16 protein-coding genes (1 of these 16 only partly in view) are annotated in these 18452 nt (G+C 35.5%); 11 read left to right on the top strand and 5 right to left on the bottom strand.

What is annotated here, in order from left to right; all coding sequences use genetic code 11:
• A protein-coding gene (locus J0J69_RS05600) for a M18 family aminopeptidase (protein WP_055243893.1) crosses the window boundary here: on the top strand, window positions 1-535 show its 3' end. The gene continues 761 nt to the left of window position 1, outside the view; 535 of the gene's 1296 nt are visible here — the last part of the coding sequence; its start codon lies beyond the left edge, outside the window; its stop codon occupies window positions 533-535.
• Window positions 536-566: 31 nt separating this feature from the next.
• Here the strand turns inward: J0J69_RS05600 and J0J69_RS05595 are convergent, their stop codons facing one another.
• The 3 genes from J0J69_RS05595 to yidD all read right to left on the bottom strand — a co-directional run bounded on the left by J0J69_RS05595 (window position 567) and on the right by yidD (window position 3531).
• Window positions 567-2468 (bottom strand): ABC-F family ATP-binding cassette domain-containing protein, encoded by a 1902-nt coding sequence (locus tag J0J69_RS05595; protein WP_237252730.1) that lies wholly within the window; start codon window positions 2466-2468, stop codon window positions 567-569.
• A gap of 102 nt (window positions 2469-2570) precedes the next feature.
• Window positions 2571-3185 carry a trimeric intracellular cation channel family protein gene (locus J0J69_RS05590; protein ID WP_055243886.1) on the bottom strand — a complete coding sequence of 205 codons (615 nt, stop codon included), beginning with the start codon at window positions 3183-3185 and terminating at the stop codon, window positions 2571-2573.
• Window positions 3186-3276: 91 nt separating this feature from the next.
• A complete protein-coding gene (gene yidD, locus J0J69_RS05585) occupies window positions 3277-3531 on the bottom strand; it encodes a membrane protein insertion efficiency factor YidD (RefSeq protein ID WP_055305745.1) in 255 nt (84 codons plus the stop codon).
• A 147-nt stretch (window positions 3532-3678) separates the two neighbouring features.
• Between yidD and asnB the strand changes: the two genes are divergently transcribed.
• The 10 genes from asnB to J0J69_RS05535 all read left to right on the top strand — a co-directional run bounded on the left by asnB (window position 3679) and on the right by J0J69_RS05535 (window position 16713).
• Window positions 3679-5487 carry an asparagine synthase (glutamine-hydrolyzing) gene (gene asnB, locus J0J69_RS05580; RefSeq protein WP_212726095.1) on the top strand — a complete coding sequence of 603 codons (1809 nt, stop codon included), beginning with the start codon at window positions 3679-3681 and terminating at the stop codon, window positions 5485-5487.
• A 130-nt stretch (window positions 5488-5617) separates the two neighbouring features.
• Window positions 5618-6382: a DUF2953 domain-containing protein gene (locus J0J69_RS05575; RefSeq protein ID WP_212726096.1), complete on the top strand. Its 765-nt coding sequence runs from the start codon at window positions 5618-5620 to the stop codon at window positions 6380-6382.
• A gap of 4 nt (window positions 6383-6386) precedes the next feature.
• Window positions 6387-6806: a GerW family sporulation protein gene (ytfJ, locus tag J0J69_RS05570; protein WP_055243870.1), complete on the top strand. Its 420-nt coding sequence runs from the start codon at window positions 6387-6389 to the stop codon at window positions 6804-6806.
• A 336-nt stretch (window positions 6807-7142) separates the two neighbouring features.
• Complete coding sequence (locus tag J0J69_RS05565) at window positions 7143-8129, top strand: class I SAM-dependent methyltransferase (RefSeq protein ID WP_055243868.1); 987 nt, start codon at window positions 7143-7145, stop codon at window positions 8127-8129.
• A 16-nt stretch (window positions 8130-8145) separates the two neighbouring features.
• On the top strand, window positions 8146-9333 hold the full coding sequence (locus J0J69_RS05560; protein WP_055305748.1) for an acetate/propionate family kinase: 1188 nt from the start codon (window positions 8146-8148) through the stop codon (window positions 9331-9333).
• A 130-nt stretch (window positions 9334-9463) separates the two neighbouring features.
• Entirely contained in the window at window positions 9464-10423 is a 960-nt protein-coding gene (locus tag J0J69_RS05555) for a DHH family phosphoesterase (protein ID WP_055305742.1), read from the top strand.
• 52 nt (window positions 10424-10475) lie between these two features.
• Window positions 10476-13586: a DNA polymerase III subunit alpha gene (dnaE, locus tag J0J69_RS05550; RefSeq protein ID WP_237252722.1), complete on the top strand. Its 3111-nt coding sequence runs from the start codon at window positions 10476-10478 to the stop codon at window positions 13584-13586.
• A 111-nt stretch (window positions 13587-13697) separates the two neighbouring features.
• A complete protein-coding gene (gene pfkA / locus J0J69_RS05545) occupies window positions 13698-14657 on the top strand; it encodes a 6-phosphofructokinase (protein WP_055243861.1) in 960 nt (319 codons plus the stop codon).
• Between the two features lie 59 nt (window positions 14658-14716).
• Entirely contained in the window at window positions 14717-16150 is a 1434-nt protein-coding gene (pyk, locus tag J0J69_RS05540) for a pyruvate kinase (protein ID WP_055243859.1), read from the top strand.
• 59 nt (window positions 16151-16209) lie between these two features.
• Window positions 16210-16713: an NUDIX hydrolase gene (locus J0J69_RS05535; RefSeq protein WP_212726097.1), complete on the top strand. Its 504-nt coding sequence runs from the start codon at window positions 16210-16212 to the stop codon at window positions 16711-16713.
• A gap of 31 nt (window positions 16714-16744) precedes the next feature.
• On the opposite strand, the gene J0J69_RS05530 is transcribed toward J0J69_RS05535, so the two are convergent.
• Window positions 16745-17191 carry a hypothetical protein gene (locus J0J69_RS05530; protein WP_237252724.1) on the bottom strand — a complete coding sequence of 149 codons (447 nt, stop codon included), beginning with the start codon at window positions 17189-17191 and terminating at the stop codon, window positions 16745-16747.
• Between the two features lie 145 nt (window positions 17192-17336).
• The gene (locus J0J69_RS05525; RefSeq protein WP_055305739.1) at window positions 17337-18368 is read right to left on the bottom strand and encodes an FAD:protein FMN transferase; all 1032 of its coding nucleotides are present in this window, start codon (window positions 18366-18368) and stop codon (window positions 17337-17339) included.
• Between the last annotated feature and the right edge of the window lie 84 nt (window positions 18369-18452).

Below are 18452 nucleotides of genomic sequence, written 5' to 3'. Positions count from 1 at the left end.
AACTGCTGCAACGAAAATGATGATCTGTATGGATAATGAGGAAATTGGAAGCTTAACTGCACAAGGGGCTAACTCAAACTTCATTCCAAATATCATTGAACGAGTAACATTAGCGTTAGGAAAAGACCGTGAGGGAATGCATCGTACTTTAGCAAATTCAGTTATGATTTCAGCTGACTTAGCACATGCGGTTCATCCTAATGTATCTGAAAAACATGATCCGACACATCGTCCAGTATTAGGGAAAGGACCAGTACTTAAAATTGCTGCTTCTGGTTCATATAGTACAGATAGCCATTGTATGGCAATTTTTGAAGGATTATGTCAAACAGCCGAAGTACCATATCAAAAATTCTATAATCGTTCAGATGTACGTGGTGGAACAACAATTGGTCCAGTTACATCATCAATTTTAACGATTCCGGTTATGGATATGGGGGCTCCTTTACTTGGGATGCACTCAATTCGTGAATTAGCTTCAGTTGAAGATCACGATTTTACGGTTAAATTATTTACAACATTCTTTGGATTATAAAAAATACTCGACCTTTTGGTCGAGTATTTTTTTATTTTTTAGAATTTTCAATTTCTTCAGCTAATTGATTTAGGTATTCCCAACGCTCATATTTATGAGCTAATGTTTCTTCAACGACTGATTTTTCTGACATAATTTCTTGTAATTTAACGTAGTCAGTGGCGTATTGAACGAGTTGTTCATCTAATTGTGAGATTTTTTCTTCTAGCTCAGCAATTTCATCATCAATCGTTTCAAATTCTTTTTGCTCAGCAAAGGTAAATTTAATTTTTTTCTCAAGACGTGGCTTTGCTTTTAGTGTTTCTTTAACTTTAACTTCTTCTTGTGCAGCTTCTTGAGCTAAAGCGTTAGCTTCTTGAAAAACAAGGTAATCACTGTAGTTACCTGTATAAATAGTGATGTGCCCGTTTCCTTCATAGGCAAAGATTTTATTACAGATACGATCTAAGAAGTAACGGTCATGAGAAACGGTAATCACAATTCCGTTAAATTCGTCAAGATAGTCTTCTAAGCGGCGTAATGTATCGATGTCTAAGTCATTGGTTGGCTCATCTAGTAGTAAGACGTTTGGTGCATCCATTAAAATACGTAATAAGTATAGACGACGACGTTCTCCCCCTGATAAAGTACCAATTTGAGAATATTGTAGATGTCCGTCGAATAAGAAACGTTCACACATTTGTGAAGCCGTGATACGGGTTCCATCGGCTGTTTCAATATATTCACGTTTCTCTTTAATATAATCGATAGCTCTCATGGTTGGTTTCATTTCTTCACTTTCTTGAGCAAAGCAACCGATCTTAACTGTTTCTCCAATATCAATGGTTCCTGAATCAGGTTTAATTTTTCCGCGAATTAAATTGATTAATGTGGATTTTCCAATTCCATTTGGTCCAACAATTCCGATACGATCCGTTCTTGCTAGTGTGTAGTCAAGATCTTGAATGAGGCAACGGTCTCCATAAGATTTAGAGACGTGGTTAAACTCCATGATTTTACGACCAAGACGCGTGGAAGCAACTGAGATATCAAGATTTTCTTGGGTAGTTGGTTTTTCTTGATTTTTAAGTTCGTCAAATCGTTGCAAACGAGCTTTTTGTTTGGTTGAACGTGCTTGTGCCCCACGACGTACCCAGGCTAATTCTTTTCTTAATAAGTTTTGACGTTTATCTTCCATAGCTGCTTCTAATTGAAGACGTTCCATTTTCTTTTCAAGGAATAATGAATAGTTTCCATCGTAGCTATATAATTTTCCTTTATCTAATTCAATGATACGGTTTGTGACACGATCTAAGAAGTAACGGTCATGGGTAATCATTAAGAGTGACCCTTTACGTCCATTTAAGTAGTCTTCTAATTTAGTGATCGTTTCGTTATCTAAGTGGTTGGTAGGCTCATCTAAGATTAATAATTCACATGGTGTGATAAGAGCTGAAGCAAGAGCGACACGTTTACGTTGTCCCCCTGATAGTTCTTTCACCTTTTGTGAGAAATTCGTGATTCCAAGTTTAGTTAAAACAGATTTGGCCTCGCTTTCTAAATCCCATAAGTTTAAGCGGTCGATTTGATCTTGTAGCTTTAATAAACGTTCATTGATTTCGTCATTATATTCGTTTTGTAAGACATCAAGAATTTCTTGGTAGTCACGTAATAGCTTCATTTCAGGAGAATTTCCTTTGAAGACTTGCTCTAAAACGGTTGCTTCTTCATCAAAGTGTGGGTTTTGTGAGAGGTATTCTATGCGAACACGATTTCCTTTTGTAATTTTTCCTGTTTCAGGTGTTTCAACACCAGCAATAATTTTTAAAAGAGTTGATTTCCCTGTTCCGTTAACTCCGATAATTCCAATTTTTTCTCCTTCACTGATTCCAAATGAAATATCTTTGAGCAATGTTTTAACGGAGTAGCTTTTACTTATATTTTCAATTGTCATTAAATTCAACTTTATCACCACTACATTTCTAAAATTATAGAACTATTATACCGTGTTTTAAATTCAGAGCAAAGAAAAAACCCGATTTATCATGTAATCGGGTTAGAAATGAATTTCTTCTTTATCTGCATAAGGGAGTTCAATATGATAATAGAGCGTGATAAGTCGAATAAACAAAATTAATCCTAAGCATAAATACGAACTTAGCGTTATTCCTAGTATTGGATGAATAAACCAAAAACAGATTGCTCCTATTAAAGAAGCAACAGCATAAACTTCGCGTTTTAAAATGGTAGGAACTCGCTGAGCTAAGACGTCACGAATAACTCCACCACCTACTGCTGTAATGACAGAGACAAATAAGAAAGTCATAAAATTATAATTAGATTCAATGGCCTTCATTCCCGCTGCAATAGTAAATACGGCTAAACCGAGCGCATCTAAAATGATAAATGAATTTCTCCATTTTATTTGTCCACGAAATAAGATGACTAAATAGGTTGCAATTATGATCACTAATAAGTATTGATAGTTGGAAAAAAAGACGGGGATTCCAACATCAGTGACGACATCTCGAATGACACCACCTCCAATGGCAGTTACAGTTGCTAAAATTAAAATTCCGAATAGGTCCATTTTCTTTTCCATGGCACAAATAGCTCCGGATGCAGCAAATACAAATAAACCAATATACTCAAAGAGTGTAATTAAATCCATCCTTTCATCTCCTTTTATCGATCGAATTTTACAATGTTATGAGTATAGCAATCCTGTTGTTTTATGTCAATTATTCAAATGAAAAAATAGTTTACTTTTGAGAATGGGGAGTATCTTTATGATGTTTGCAGCATTTGGATGGGACAGGGTCATAGCCCATTTTTCCCCATGGGTGACAACGTAAAATTCGCTTAGCTGCTAGATAACCACCTTTAATAGCACCATGTGTTTCGATGGCCTCGATGGCATAATGAGAGCAGGTTGGGATAAAGCGACAGCTTGGAGCTGATTGTACAGAAATATATTTTTGATAAAAACGAATCATTTTAATCATTAGACGTTTCATATGAGAAAATGTCCTTTCTTGTAAATATAAAAATATATTAACAGAAGTGAAAACTTGTTTCAACCTCGTAGGTTTTTGCATAGGATATGTCGTACAAATTATTTTTATTTTATCCCACTAAAGAGATTTTGATGAGGTGATGTAGAGATGTGTGGAATTTTTGGAGTCGTTAATTATCAATTGAATGAGGTGAAGACACCTTATGATATGAGTTGCGTGCAAGCTGTTTTACATCGTGGACCGGATGAAGGTGGAACCTTTTATGATAAACATGTATTTTTAGGACACCGTCGTTTATCAGTCGTTGATATTGAGCAAGGAAAACAACCAATGGCGTTTCACCATTATACAATGGTATACAACGGTGAGCTATATAATACAGAGGAAATTCGTCAAGAGTTATTAGAGGCAGGTTATACATTTAAAGGTCATTCAGATACAGAAGTATTGTTAAAAGCGTATGTGTGTTTTGGAGAAAAAGTAGTTGAAAAATTAAATGGGATTTATGCATTTGCCGTATGGAATAGTAAAGAGCAAAGTCTGTATGTCGCGCGCGATCGTGCGGGGGTAAAACCTTTATATTATTGTTTATTACCAGACGGATTAATTTTTGCATCAGAGCAAAAACAGATTTTACAGTATACGCGCAAAAATGAAATAACATTAGAAGGATTTAAAGAACTATTAGGGGTTGGCCCTTCTCATACACCAGGTCATGGATTATATAAAGGGATTGAAGAGTTAAAACCAGGTTATTATATGAAAGTTTCGGCTGGTCATGTTGAATTGACTCAATACTGGGAGCTTGAAGCTAACGAGCATAAAGATGATTTTGAAACAACTGTTGCTAAAACGAGAGAAATTTTATTAGATGCGATTAAGCGTCAATTAGTATCTGATGTTCCATTGTGTACTTTTTTATCAGGAGGTATTGATTCATCTGCGATTACCGCGATTGCGGCAAGTCAAATGAAAAATCTTCATACGTTTTCTATTGATTATGAAGATAATTTAAAATATTTCAAAAAAACAGATTTTACGGTATCCCAAGATAATGATTTTATTAAATTAATCTCCGATTTAAATCATACAAATCATCATTATTGTGTCATTAGTAATCAAGACTTGGCTGATGCTTTGACGGATGCTGTTCATTTTCATGATATGCCGGGAATGGCAGATGTAGATTCGTCACTTTATTGGTTCTGTAAAAAAATTAAAGAGGATTTTACCGTGAGTTTGTCAGGAGAATGTGCAGATGAGATTTTTGGTGGTTATCCTTGGTTTTACCGCGAACCAATGAATGGAATGTTTCCATGGCTTCGAGATTTGGCTATCCGTAATACGTTATTAAAACCAGAGTGGCAAGAAAAATTAGATTTGGTCGGGTATGCGACAGAAAGATTTAATGAATCAGTAGCGATGGCACCTATTTTAGAGGGTGATAGTGACTTAAATAATGAAAAACGCCAGTTAACTTATTTGAATACGAAATGGTTTATGACAACGCTTCTTGACCGAAAAGATCGGATGAGTATGGGAGCTAGTCTTGAGGTTCGTGTCCCATTTGCGGATCATCGTTTGATGGAATATTTATACAATATTCCATGGGAGATGAAATTTTATGATGGAATGGAAAAAGGGTTGTTACGTAAAGCATTAGAGGGGGTGCTTCCTGATGAGGTGTTATATCGTAAAAAAAATCCGTATCCAAAAACACATAACCCTCACTATACTGAATTAATTCAAACATTGTTAAGAGAAGCATTGAGTGATTCTGATTCAATTTTACATGAGATTTTTGATGAGCAAAAATTATGGGCACTTGCGAATACCAATGAAGAAATTATTACGCGTCCATGGTTTGGACAATTAATGACTCAACCTCAATTAATTGCTTATTTATATCAATTTCATGTTTGGTTTAAAGAGTATCATATGTCATTTATTGAATAAGAGAAAAGTCGTTAGCAGTAGTGCTAGCGACTTTTTTTGCTAGAGGGGAGGGGGGAGAAGTGAAAGGCAGGAATAAAATTTTTTATTTGAAGCATACTATCAGAAAAGACTAAATTAAGGGGATTAGATTATGCGATGGATTGGTTATTTTTTGTTAGTACTCTCGGGGATTATCATTCTGTTATTATTCATTAGAATTAAAATAGAAATTTTTGTTCAAAATCAATATGGATGGATTGAACTAAGATATTTATGGTTTAAATATCGAGTCAATGTTGATGATGTCTTAAGTGAGTCGATGAAAGAAGAGGCAAGTCAACAAATTCATGAAGTTAAAAAGGTAGCAGAAGAGAAAGCTACAAAGACTGAAGTAAAGGAAGCCGTTAAAGTTAAGGTGAAATCTAAAGTGCTAACGGTTGAACAACCTGAAACAAAAGGACGAAAGGTTGAAAAAGTGACGCTTAAGAAAAAAGAAAAGGTTAAAGAGAAGAAGGTGAAGCAGAAATTAGATTTCAAGGAGATTAAGCAAATGATTCACCGAGGAAAGGTGATTTTAAAAGAGGCGAGAACCGTTCTTATCCGGCTAACCACAAAAATTAGAATTCAGAAATTAGACTCGGTTGTTGAGTTTAGTTTAGATGACGCGATGACAACCGGATGTCTACTTGGAGTGATTTGGGGCGTTCAAGCAAATATTTATCGGTTTATTGAGCGTTATGTGAAAAAAATTGATTCGTATCACTTTGATGTGACAAGCAAGTTTAGTGGAAATTCGATTTTCCTAAATCTCTCATGTATACTCTCGTTTCGAATCGTTGATATTATAATTGTTCTTTTATTATCTTTTAAAGAATTGTTAACGATTAAACAAATGCTTAAGTTAGAGGAGGAATGATATCATGGCTGAACATCCAATTCATAATTTGATGAAAATCTCCATGGAAAATATTAAACAGATGGTGGACGTTGATACGATTGTTGGGAATCCAGTGAAAACTGAAAATGGAGAAACTATTATTCCAGTTTCAAAAGTGAGTTTTGGATTTGCAGCGGGTGGTAGTGAATTTGAAGCGGAACGTAAAACATCATCTAATGATCAACCCCCATTTGGAGGTGGAAGTGGAGGTGGAGTTTCCATTACACCAATTGCTTTCTTAGTCGTAAATCAATCAGGTGTCGAATTAAAGCATATTGAGGAACGTACCTCTTTATATGAACGATTATTAGATCAAGCACCTAAAGTCATTAATAGTATCATGAATGAATTTGATAAATCAGGAATTAAATCATCTCAAGGAATGGAAGGAAAAAATGAGTAAAACAGCCGTTTTACTCATTTTTTTGCTCTGTTAGACAAACGTGTTGAAATTCAATTAGTCATGATACGGTAAAGTGACAATAGATTAAATTAGAAAAATCGTTGTTAATAAGAATGTCTTTACCACCCAAAATATCTAATACAACTTTTTTTAAAAAAACATCTAGATGAATTAAGCGTATGCGCTGCCGAAGAAACTCATTGAGGTTTAAGTTTAAGCGCTTTTTCACAAACTCCAAAATAAGATAAACGTTATAACATTTTTTGGAGTAAAACAGTGACATTGGCTTTAAGTTGTAGTAAAATCAATGTGTATATCATGAAGAGGTGATTTTTAGTGCTTAGACCTGAAGTAATTGAACAACTATTTGATCTCGTAGATGAAACCTCGATGATCATTAGCTCAGAGCTTAAGATGAGTTATTTACATGCGATGTGTGAATCTTGTCAAAATATCATGTCGCAAGAGATTAACCAATCAATAAATGAAGAGTCAAAGAAAGCTTTGCAAACACATTATGCAACATTAGAGGGGTTAGAGTTTACGCAAGAGGAAATTAGAAAAGCGCTTCAATTAGCGATTTTGAAAGGACTAAAATCAGAACGTTTAACCAATGCGATTATGACACCAGATTCAATAGCTCTTATTTTGGGGTATTTAATCTCTAAGTTTGTTAAAAACTTTAATGAAGTTCGTCTAGGTGATTTAACAGTAGGAACTGGAAATTTATTAACGGCTGTTTTAAATCATTTAGGGACTGAACCACAGGAGATTTATGGAGTCGAAGTCAATCATGATTTATTAAAAATTGCATGTACACTTTCTGATATGCAAGAATATGCGGTTCAGTTTTATCAACAAAGCTCGTTAAAACCATTATTTATCGATCCGCTCGATTTAATTATAGGAGATTTACCTGAGGGAGACTTATCACAGGAAGAAATGAATGAATTAGGATTAACGTTAGCTGCTCAAGGGATCAACTATCTACCGTATTTATTAATTGAGAACCATTTAAATTATTTAAAACCAGGTGGGTATGCCTTTTACGTCATTCCAAATGATTTATTTAGTCAACCTCAGTCACATGCGTTTCATCAGTTACTGACATCAAAAGCAAATATTCAAGCTTTATTACAGTTACCGACAACTCTATTTAAACAAGATGAGCTTGGAAAAAGCTTATTTATTGTACAAAAAAATGGGGAACAGGTTAAACCAGTTAATGAAGTGTTAATTGCACAATTACCAAACTTCAATGATCCGCATCAATTTAATAAGATGCTAACTCGTATTGAAAATTGGATTAAACTTAACAAATAAAATGGAGGGTATGGTCATGACTAAAATTTTATCAGTCAATGCAGGAAGTTCATCATTAAAATTTCAATTATTAGAGATGCCAGCTCAAACAGTAATCACTAAAGGGTTAGTTGAGCGTATCGGATTTGAAGACGGAGTTTTCAATATCAAATTTGAAGATCAAAAAATTGAAAAAGTATTACCAATTAAAGATCATAGTGTAGCGGTTCAATTATTAGTAGAAGCTTTATTAGATTTAAAAATCGTTTCTAGCTACGATGAAATTAGTGGAGTTGGACACCGTGTTGTTCATGGTGGAGAGAAATTCGATCGCTCAGTAGTTGTGACACCAGAAGTGTTAGCAGAAATTGAAGCTTTATCAGAGTTAGCGCCACTTCATAACCCTGCAAATGCTTTAGGAATTAAAGCATTCATGAAAGAATTACCACATGCAGTTTCTGTAGCGGTATTCGATACAGCATTCCATCAAACAATGGAAAAAGATGCTTACTTATATCCAGTAAAATACGACTGGTATACAAAATATGGGGTACGTAAATATGGATTCCACGGAACTTCTCACCAGTATGTAGCAGAGCGTTGTGCTGAGTTATTAGAAAAACCATTAGCGGATACTAAAATTATCACAATTCACATTGGTAACGGTGGTTCTTTATCAGCAGTTAAAGGTGGACACTCAGTTGATACAACAATGGGATTCACTCCATTAGCAGGAATTATGATGGGAACTCGTTCAGGTGATATCGATCCAGCTGTTTTACCATTCGTTATGGAAAAAGAAAATTTAACAATTGATCAAGCGGTTAATGCGTTAAATAAAGAATCAGGGTTATATGGAGTATCTGGGGCTTCTTCAGATATGCGTGATATCTTAAAATTAGTAGCAGAAGGTGATGAGCGTGGAACAATCGCGTTTAATTTATATATTAAACGTATCTGCGATTACATTGGATCTTACTTCTTATACTTAGACGGTGTAGATGCTATTGTTTTCACTGCAGGTATTGGAGAAAATTCTATTCCAGTTCGTAAAGCAGTTGTTCAGCGTTTAGGTGCTTTAGGAATTCAATTAGATGAGCAAGCAAATAACGTAATGGGAGAAGAAGCGTTAATTTCAACGGCTGATTCAAAAATCAAAGTGTTTGCGATTCCAACAAATGAAGAGTTAATGATTGCAAAAGATACTTACGCATTTGTTAAGTAATTCATATAAATAACAAAAAGCGAGATTCTATAAAGAATCTCGCTTTTTTTGATAGCTAAGGGATTAAAACGTCAATTTATGTTTAGTTATGTTATAATTTAATCATGATAAACGGGTTAGAGGTGAAATTATGTTAAATGAAATTTGGAGCGAAATCGTCGCTTTTGATAAGATTATTATTCATCGTCACGTTAGTCCGGATCCAGATGCATTAGGATCTCAGTTAGGATTAGCGGCTTTGATTCATGAGAATTATCCAGAGAAATTTGTTAAAACTGTTGGTTTTACTGAGCCATCACTTGCATGGATGGGAGTTATGGATGAGGTGAAGGATGAAGAGTATGAGGGGGCATTGGTTTTTGTAATGGATACTGCCAATTCAGCTCGTATTGATGATGGACGTTTTAAGTTAGGTGCGAAACTTATCAAGCTAGATCATCATCCAGTGGTTGAAGACTATGCGGATCTTAATTATGTAAATACGAATGCAACAGCGACATCAGAAATTGTTGTCAGTTTATTTTTAGCTAATAAAGAACAATATGATTTGAAAATGTCCTTAGAAGCTGCACAACATTTGTATACAGGAATTATTGCAGATAGTGGACGTTTCTTATATGACAATACGACAACAGCCACTTTAGGAGCAGCAAGCTTTTTATATGATTGTGGAATTGATCGTAATAAAATTCATGAATTATTATATCGCCGTCCACTAAATATTGTTCAGGCCCAAGGATTTGTTTTAAGTCAATTTGAAGTGAGTGAAGCAGGTGTTGCTTATTTTAAGATGTCAAAGGATGTTCAAGATTCTTATGGATTAACGACTGGAACACGTTCGGCATTAGTAAATACATTAGCTAATATCGAAGGGATTCGAGTATGGGTATGCTTTTTTGAAAATGAAGATGGGCGTATTCGTGCCAATATTCGATCAAACGGGCCGATTATTAATGAGGTAGCCGCTCGATTTGAAGGTGGAGGTCATCCTAAAGCATCGGGTGCGATAGTCAAAGCATGGGATGATTGTCAAGCATTATTGGATGAACTAGAACAAGTGTGTCATACTTATGTTAAAGAATTAAACTAACGTTTTGATGTATAAAATCTTATGATTTTGGAAAGACTATTGACAATTGCCAATGGTCTTTTTCTATGTTAAAATCGATGCGAACAAATGTTTTTATTTTGAAGAAATGGTAGGGGTTCGAATGGGATTTACACATTTACAGGTACGGTCAGCCTATTCTTTATTAAATAGTTCTATCAAATTAGCTGATTATGTGAGTTTAGCCACTTTAAATCAATTCAAGTCATTGGCTTTAGTCGAAGAAGGGTCGATGCATAGTGCGATAAAGTTTTATATTGCATGTCAAAAAGCAGGGATTAAACCGATTATTGGGATGAGTTTGAAGATTAGAGGTGAAGGTTTTGAAGATGAGTGGACGTTATTAGCTAAAAATAGTAAAGGTTATGAAACTTTATTAAAGTTAGCTTCTTTGACAGCACTAGAAGATGGGGGAGCTGATGTTGAAGAGGTAATCGCACAATCATCAAACTTGATCGTTATTACGAGTGGCGAACGTGGTGTTTTAGTTTCTGCTATTGAGCAGCATCAAGAAGAACGTTTAAATAGATATTATCATCAGTATTTAAAGCGCCTTGAACATCTCTATATTGGACTTTTACGTGTTAATCATCTGACGTATGAAGTCTCTCGCCATCTGATTCATTGGTCTGAAAGGGTTGGACTAAAGACAGTGGCCTTAAACGATGTACGTTATATTAGGAAAGAAGATGCAAAAACTTTAACCTTTTTGAGAGCCATTAAAGAGAATCAATCGATTGGTCAAACTGACATTCAAGATGTGGAGCGATATTTTAAAACGGAAGAGGAGATGCGTGCTTTATTTGCTGATTGTCCGCAGGCCATTGATATGACAGAGGAGATTGTTGCTAGCTGTACAGTAAAGATTCCGTTACATCAGCAATTGTTACCGAAGTTTCCTACGCCTGAGGGAGCCTCTTCTGATAGTTATTTAGAGGCATTATGTTATAAAGGGTTGATGAAACGTTATGGTGATAACCTGTCACCTGTTCATAAAAATCGTTTGAGTTATGAGCTGTCTATCATTAAGGAAATGGGATTTGCTGATTATTTCTTGATTGTTTGGGATTTTATTAAGTATGCGAAGATGAATCAAATTTTTGTTGGCCCGGGTAGGGGGTCTGCTGCTGGATCGATTGTGTCTTACGTTTTAGGAATTACTAATGTCGATCCAATTAAATATAATCTTTTATTTGAACGATTTTTAAATCCTGAACGTATATCCATGCCAGATATTGACATAGATTTTCAAGATAATCGACGTGATGAAGTGATTCAATATGTACAGACTAAGTATGGTTCTAGATGTGTTGTTCAGATTGCGACATTTGGAACATTTCAATCACGTTCCGCTTGGCGTGATTTAGCGCGTATTCATGATGTTGAGACTCAGTTAATTAATAAAGTAGCGGGATATATTTATTCTGGCGTTACATTAAAGGATATTTATGAACAAAGTCGTGAGTTACGAGAGTTCTTTTCAAGTTATCCCAAGCTAGAAGTGATTTATCAAGAAGCAATGAAAATTGAGGGGTTACCTCGTCATACTTCAATTCACGCTGCAGGGGTCATTATTAGTGATCATGATTTAACGGATTATACAGCGATTATGGAAGGACCAACAGGAGTTTACGTGTCGCAATATGAAGCGGAGGATTTAGAAGCGATTGGTCTATTAAAGATGGATTTTTTAGGACTTAAAAATTTAAACATGCTTCAACAAATCATTACATTGATTAAGAAGAAGTCTGATCCAACGTTTGATTTAACGGCTATTGATTCTAATGATGCGAAGACTTACGAGATGATTGCGAAGGGGCAGACAACTGGGGTGTTTCAACTAGAGTCTGAGGGAATGCGTCAAGTTTTAAAGAAAGTTTGTCCAACGTCTTTAGAAGATATTGTGGCATGTAATGCTTTATTTAGACCGGGACCCATGGAGAGTATTCCTCTTTTTGCGGCCCGTAAACATCATGAACAGCCAGTGGATTATTATCACCCGAGTTTACAGGGTATCTTACATAACACTTATGGAATCATTGTTTATCAAGAACAGATTATGCAAATTGCCAATGTCGTTTCTGGCTATACATTAGGAGAAGCTGATGTTTTACGACGCGCAGTTTCGAAAAAGAAAAAGGATGTATTAGAGGAAGAAGAGCGAAAGTTTGTGGCTAAAGCAGTCGAACGAGGTTATCCAATTGAAATTGCCAGTCAACTATATGCTCTTATTTTAAAGTTTGCGAATTATGGATTTAATCGTAGTCATGCCGTAGCATATAGTATGATTGCTTATCAAATGGCATACTTAAAAGCACATTATCCCGCTTATTTTATGAGTGTTGCTTTAACGAATGTCATTGGAAGTGAGCGTCATACTTCACAGTATATTCGTGAAGCTAAGCAATTAAACTTATCTATCTTACCTCCTTCTGTGAATAAGAGTGGTTTGAGTTATCAGATTGAAGAAAATCAAATTCGATTTAGCTTGTTACCGATTAAGCATATTGGTTTGAATTTAGCGCGTCAATTAATTGAGGAACGTGAAGCGGGATTGTTTAAATCGGTATATGACTTTGTTGTTAGGACAAGACGATTTATGAATCAGCGAGCATATGAAGGATTAATTGATGTTGGAGCATTAGATGAGTTTGGATATAATAGAACAACACTACATCATAATTTAGGAGCTATCTTAGATTTTTCAAAGTATGATGGTGGGTTATTCGAGACTGATTTTGAAATTCAAGTTTTACACAAGGATTTATCAAAGCTAGAAATGATGAAGCGTGAGAAAGAATTATTAGGATTTTACTTAAATTCTCATCCGATTCATATGCTAGCAAAAGCTGCCCAGGAAAATGGCTGGTATTATCCAAGTGACATTATGAATATTAATCTATCACAAGCTACTTTTATCGGATTTGTAGAAAAATTTAGAGAAATTAGAGATAAAAAAGGAAAGTTGATGGCATTTATGGATATTACTGATGAACACATGTCATTAACTGTAACGGTTTTCTCAGATGTCTATACAAGTGAGTATAAAAGTCTTTTAGGAAAAGTGATAGCGGTTAACGGAAGAATTAATATGCGAAATAATGAAAAAAATCTCAATCTTAGCAAAATAATAGCGGTTTCATGACGAAAACCGATAGGAAAAAGATTTATAAATATTGAAATTATTGATATAATATGTGAGGAATAATCTTCATTAAATGGATGATGATCAAAATTCTAGTGTGAGGTGAACACTATGGTAAAAAGAATTGGTGTGCTTACTAGTGGTGGAGATGCACCTGGTATGAACGCAGCCATTCGTGCCGTTGTAAGAGCAGGTATTGCTAACAATATTGAAGTATTCGGTATTTACAATGGATATGCTGGTTTAGTTAAAGGCGATATTAAACCATTAACTAATAGTGATGTTGGTGGCATCATTAACCGCGGAGGTACATTCTTAGGTTCAGCACGTCTTCCTGAGTTCAAAAACATTGAAGTTCGTGAACTTGGTGTAGAGCAACTGAAAAAACATGGAATTGAAGCATTAGTTGTTATCGGTGGCGACGGTTCTTATATGGGAGCTAAAAAATTAACTGAGATGGGAATCAACTGTATCGCATTACCAGGTACAATTGATAACGACATCGTAAGTAGTGACTTTACAATTGGATTCGATACTGCTTTAAATACAGTTGTCGATGCAATTGATCGTTTACGTGATACATCAGCATCACATGCTCGTTGTAGTGTTGTTGAAATCATGGGACGTCACTGTGGTGACTTAACTGTTTGGGGAGCTATTGCTAGCGGTGCCGAAGAGTTAATCGTTCCTGAAAAAGGAATCAATATGGATGAAATTGTTGCTCAGATTGAAGAAGGTAAAAAACGTCAAAAGAAACATTTCATCGTTACTTTAGCTGAATTAATGACAGATGCTCATGAATTAGCTAAAGAAATCGAAAAACGCACTGGTGTTGAAACTCGTGCAACTGTTTTAGGACACACTCAACGTGGTGGTGCTCCAACAGCAGCTGACCGTGTTTTAGCAGGTCGTATGGGTGCTTATGCCGTAGATTTATTAATCGAAGGTCAAGGTGGACGTTGTGTGGGAATTCGTGATAACAAATTAACACATTACGATATTTTAGAAGCACTTGATTTACCACGTGTATTCGATGAAACATTATATAACTTAGCTAAACAATTATCTTAATTTGAATGAATTATTGAAGTAAGATTATTGAATATATTTTAAAAGGAGCGTACTAGGATATGAAACAAACTTTCAAAAACACAAAAATGATTTGTACAATTGGTCCTAAATCAGAATCAAAAGAAATGTTATCAAAATTAGTTGATGCAGGAATGAACTGTGTTCGTTGTAACTTCTCTCACGGTGATCATGCAGAGCAAAAAGCTCGTATGGATTTAATCCGTGAAATCAACAAAGAAAAAGGAACTCATGTTGCAGTATTATTAGATACTAAAGGACCTGAAATCCGTACTCACTTATTCGAAAATGGTGGAGTTGACTTAGTTGCTGGTCAAACTGTACGCGTTGCTATGAACGAAGTATTAGGAACAGCTGAAAAATTCTCTATCACTTACCCAGGATTAATCAACGACGTTAAAGTTGGTGGAACAATCTTAGTTGATGATGGATATGTTGAATTAACAGTTAACGAATTAGATCAAGCTAACCAAGAAATCGTATGTACAGTTAAAAACTCTGCATTCATTAAAGACCGTCGTGGAATCAACGTTCCAGGTGCTAAATTAAACATGCCATTCATTTCTGAAAAAGACCGTGCAGACATGATCTTCGGATGTGAAATGCAAGTTGATTACATCGCTGCATCATTCGTTCGTCGTGCAGAAGACGTATTAGCTATCCGTGAAATCTTCGCTGAGCAAGGAAACACTCATACTCAAATCATCGCTAAAATCGAAAACCAAGAAGGTGTTGACAACATGGATTCAATCCTTGAAGTTGTTGACGGAATCATGGTTGCTCGTGGAGATTTAGGGGTAGAAGTACCTGCTGAAGAAGTACCATTAATCCAAAAAGAAATCATTGCTAAATGTAATGCTGCAGGAAAAATCGTTGTAACTGCAACTCAAATGTTAGAGTCTATGCAAAAAAATCCACGTCCTACACGTGCCGAAGTATCTGACGTTGCTAACGCAATCTTCGACGGATCTGATGCAATCATGTTATCAGGAGAGTCTGCTGCAGGACAATATCCATTAGAAGCTGTTGAAACTATGGCTCGTATCGCTCGTCGTACAGAGCAAGCTTTAGATCACCAAGAAATCATCGCTCGCGCTATGGCTTCATCTACACGTAACGTATCTTCAGCTATGGGATTAGCTGTTGCTGATACTGTAGAAGATTTAGGAGCTCAAGCTGTTATCGCTTGTACACAATCAGGAGCTACTGCTCGTGCAATCTCTAAATACCGTCCATCTGCACCAGTTGTTGCTGCAACTTCTTGTGAAAAAACAGCTACATCTTTAGCATTATACTGGGGAGTTCAACCAGTTGTTGTTGCTGAAACATCAAACACTGATGAATTATTAGCTACAGCTGCTAAAGTTGCTGAAGACTTCGCTGGATTAGAAGCTGGAGAAATCGCAGTAGTTACTGCTGGATTACCTGCAGGTGAAGGAAACACTAACTTAATGAAAATTCACGAAGTTAAATAATTAACTTGTGATGATTAAAAGAGGGAATTTTCCCTCTTTTTTTTATAATGAGGTGAACAATGTTAGAGACAACATTATGTTATATCTTTAAAGATGAAAAAGTGTTAATGCTTTATCGTAATAAAAAGGAAAAAGATGTTCATGAAGGGAAATGGAATGGATTGGGTGGAAAAGTAGAGGCTAATGAAACAACACTTGAGTGTGTCATTCGTGAAGTTTTAGAAGAATCTGGGTTAAAGATTATTGAACCTAGTTTAATAGGTGCTTGTTTTTATCCAAACTTTAATGGACTAGAAGAAATGATGTATGTTTATGTTGCGAAGCAATATAAAGGTAAAATTTCTGAGTGTGATGAAGGCGAACTGCATTGGATGATGAAGAATGAAATTATGAATTTAAATGTTTGGGAAAGTGACCGTTTGTTTCTTCCATACGTTCTAAATGAGGATTATTTTGTCGCGCAGTTTCAGTATGATGAGTTTGATTTTATTGGGGGAGAGTGTAAAGTAGTTACTCCTTTGATATTAGAAAAGTTTATTGAAAGCAAAAAAAGAACGGTGTGAAGCCGTTCTTTTATATTAAGGTGTTATTATATTAGCACATTGGTGTTCTTGGTCCGCATGAGTTTTGTTGCATGGCTAATGCGCACCAGTCTTCGTTACGGAGTCCATGGTCATATTGGTGAGTTTCCATTCCTTCTTGTTTACAGATTACATAATCATGATGATTATGATGATGGTGAACATTGCGTACAACAACTGGTACGATATGTTCTACTCGATGATGATGGTGTACTTCTGGCATACAACATACAGTAGGCTCAACGACTTGGCAGCAACTTTCAAATTGCATAGGTCCACAAACTGGTGCTGGCATTGGATAGGCAGGTTGCATTGGTGCAACTTGAGGAGCCATAACTTTTGTTTCACATGCTTCAGGTACGTTGACCATCTCTGTTTTTACTGGCATTGGTTGTTGCATAGTAGGCATTGCATACATCATTGGATCTTTATATCCTCCACATCTATTATATCCATTCATAACTCATAACATCCTTTCCTCAGTAATTCAATTACAATATAGTATATTACAGGAGGTTGAAATGGGTTTGGCGGAAGCCCAAATTAATTATTTTTCTATACAATTTAACTATAAAAAAAGACCAAAAGTATTGGTCTTTTTTGTTTTATTGTACAAGGGTAAATGTATCGTCAGTTAATTGAAAGTAATCTAGAAATCCTGATGTTGCATAGAGTTGCTTTTCATCCGTAACATATAGTGCTTCAACCCCAGAAATTGACTCAATTAAATTTAATCCTTGTTCAATCCCAAGAGCAAAAGCTGTTGTAGATAAGGCATCGGCAGTCATTGAACTATCAGCAATAATGGTGACTGACATGACATTATTTTGAACAGGATATCCTGTTTGCGGATCTAAAATGTGATGATAAATAACTCCATCTTGCTCAAAATAACGTTCATAAGTTCCAGATGTTACAACTGTTTTATCTTTGACACTGGCAATTCCAAGATACTCACCACGTGTTGAAAAGGGATTTTGGACTCCAATTTTCCAAGCTGCTTGGTTGGGTTTCTCACCATATGCATAAACATTTCCACCTAGGTTGATGATGGCATGCTTATTTCCATGTTGTTTTAAGATAGAGGCGGTAACGTCTGCTGCGTATCCTTTAGCAATTCCCCCTAAATCAATCATCATATGGGGCTGAGTTAGTTTTATTGTAAGATCTTTTTCATTTAACTCCACGTTTTTATAGTTGATTAAAGTTAAACTGTTTTCGATTTCTGAAGCCTCTGGAACATGGGCATCATCAAATCCAATTTCCCATAGCTTAACTAATGGTCCAACCGTAATATCAAACTTACCTTTTGCCAGTTCCGAATATGTTAAACCGGCTTTAATGACATCAAATGTGTTTTGAGAAACCTTCACTGCTTCTAACCCTGCTTGACGATTAATTTCAATAATTTCACTGGTTGTTGCATTATTAATTGTCATCATTGTTTCAATTTCTTCAATCGCATTGAAAATTTCATCAAAAATCTCTTGTTTAGGATTATCGTACAACGTAATATTGACAATTGTACCAAGTAAAAATTTATTTTGTGATACAGGCTCAACTGGTGTTTCTTCTTTTGTTTGACAACCTACTAATAGAAGTAGGAAGACAAACAAAAAGGGCTTCATATGTTTCATAGTTGTCTCCTCCATTTTTTTCTCTTTAATAGGATATCATATTCTAGACTATAAAAAAAAGATAAGATTTTCAACTTGTGAAAA

It is taken from the genome of Turicibacter bilis, from assembly GCF_024499055.1.
Taxonomy (GTDB): domain Bacteria; phylum Bacillota_I; class Bacilli_A; order MOL361; family Turicibacteraceae; genus Turicibacter; species Turicibacter bilis.
Note: the sequence above shows the minus strand (reverse complement) of the source record. Positions and strands in the feature narration are given on the sequence as shown.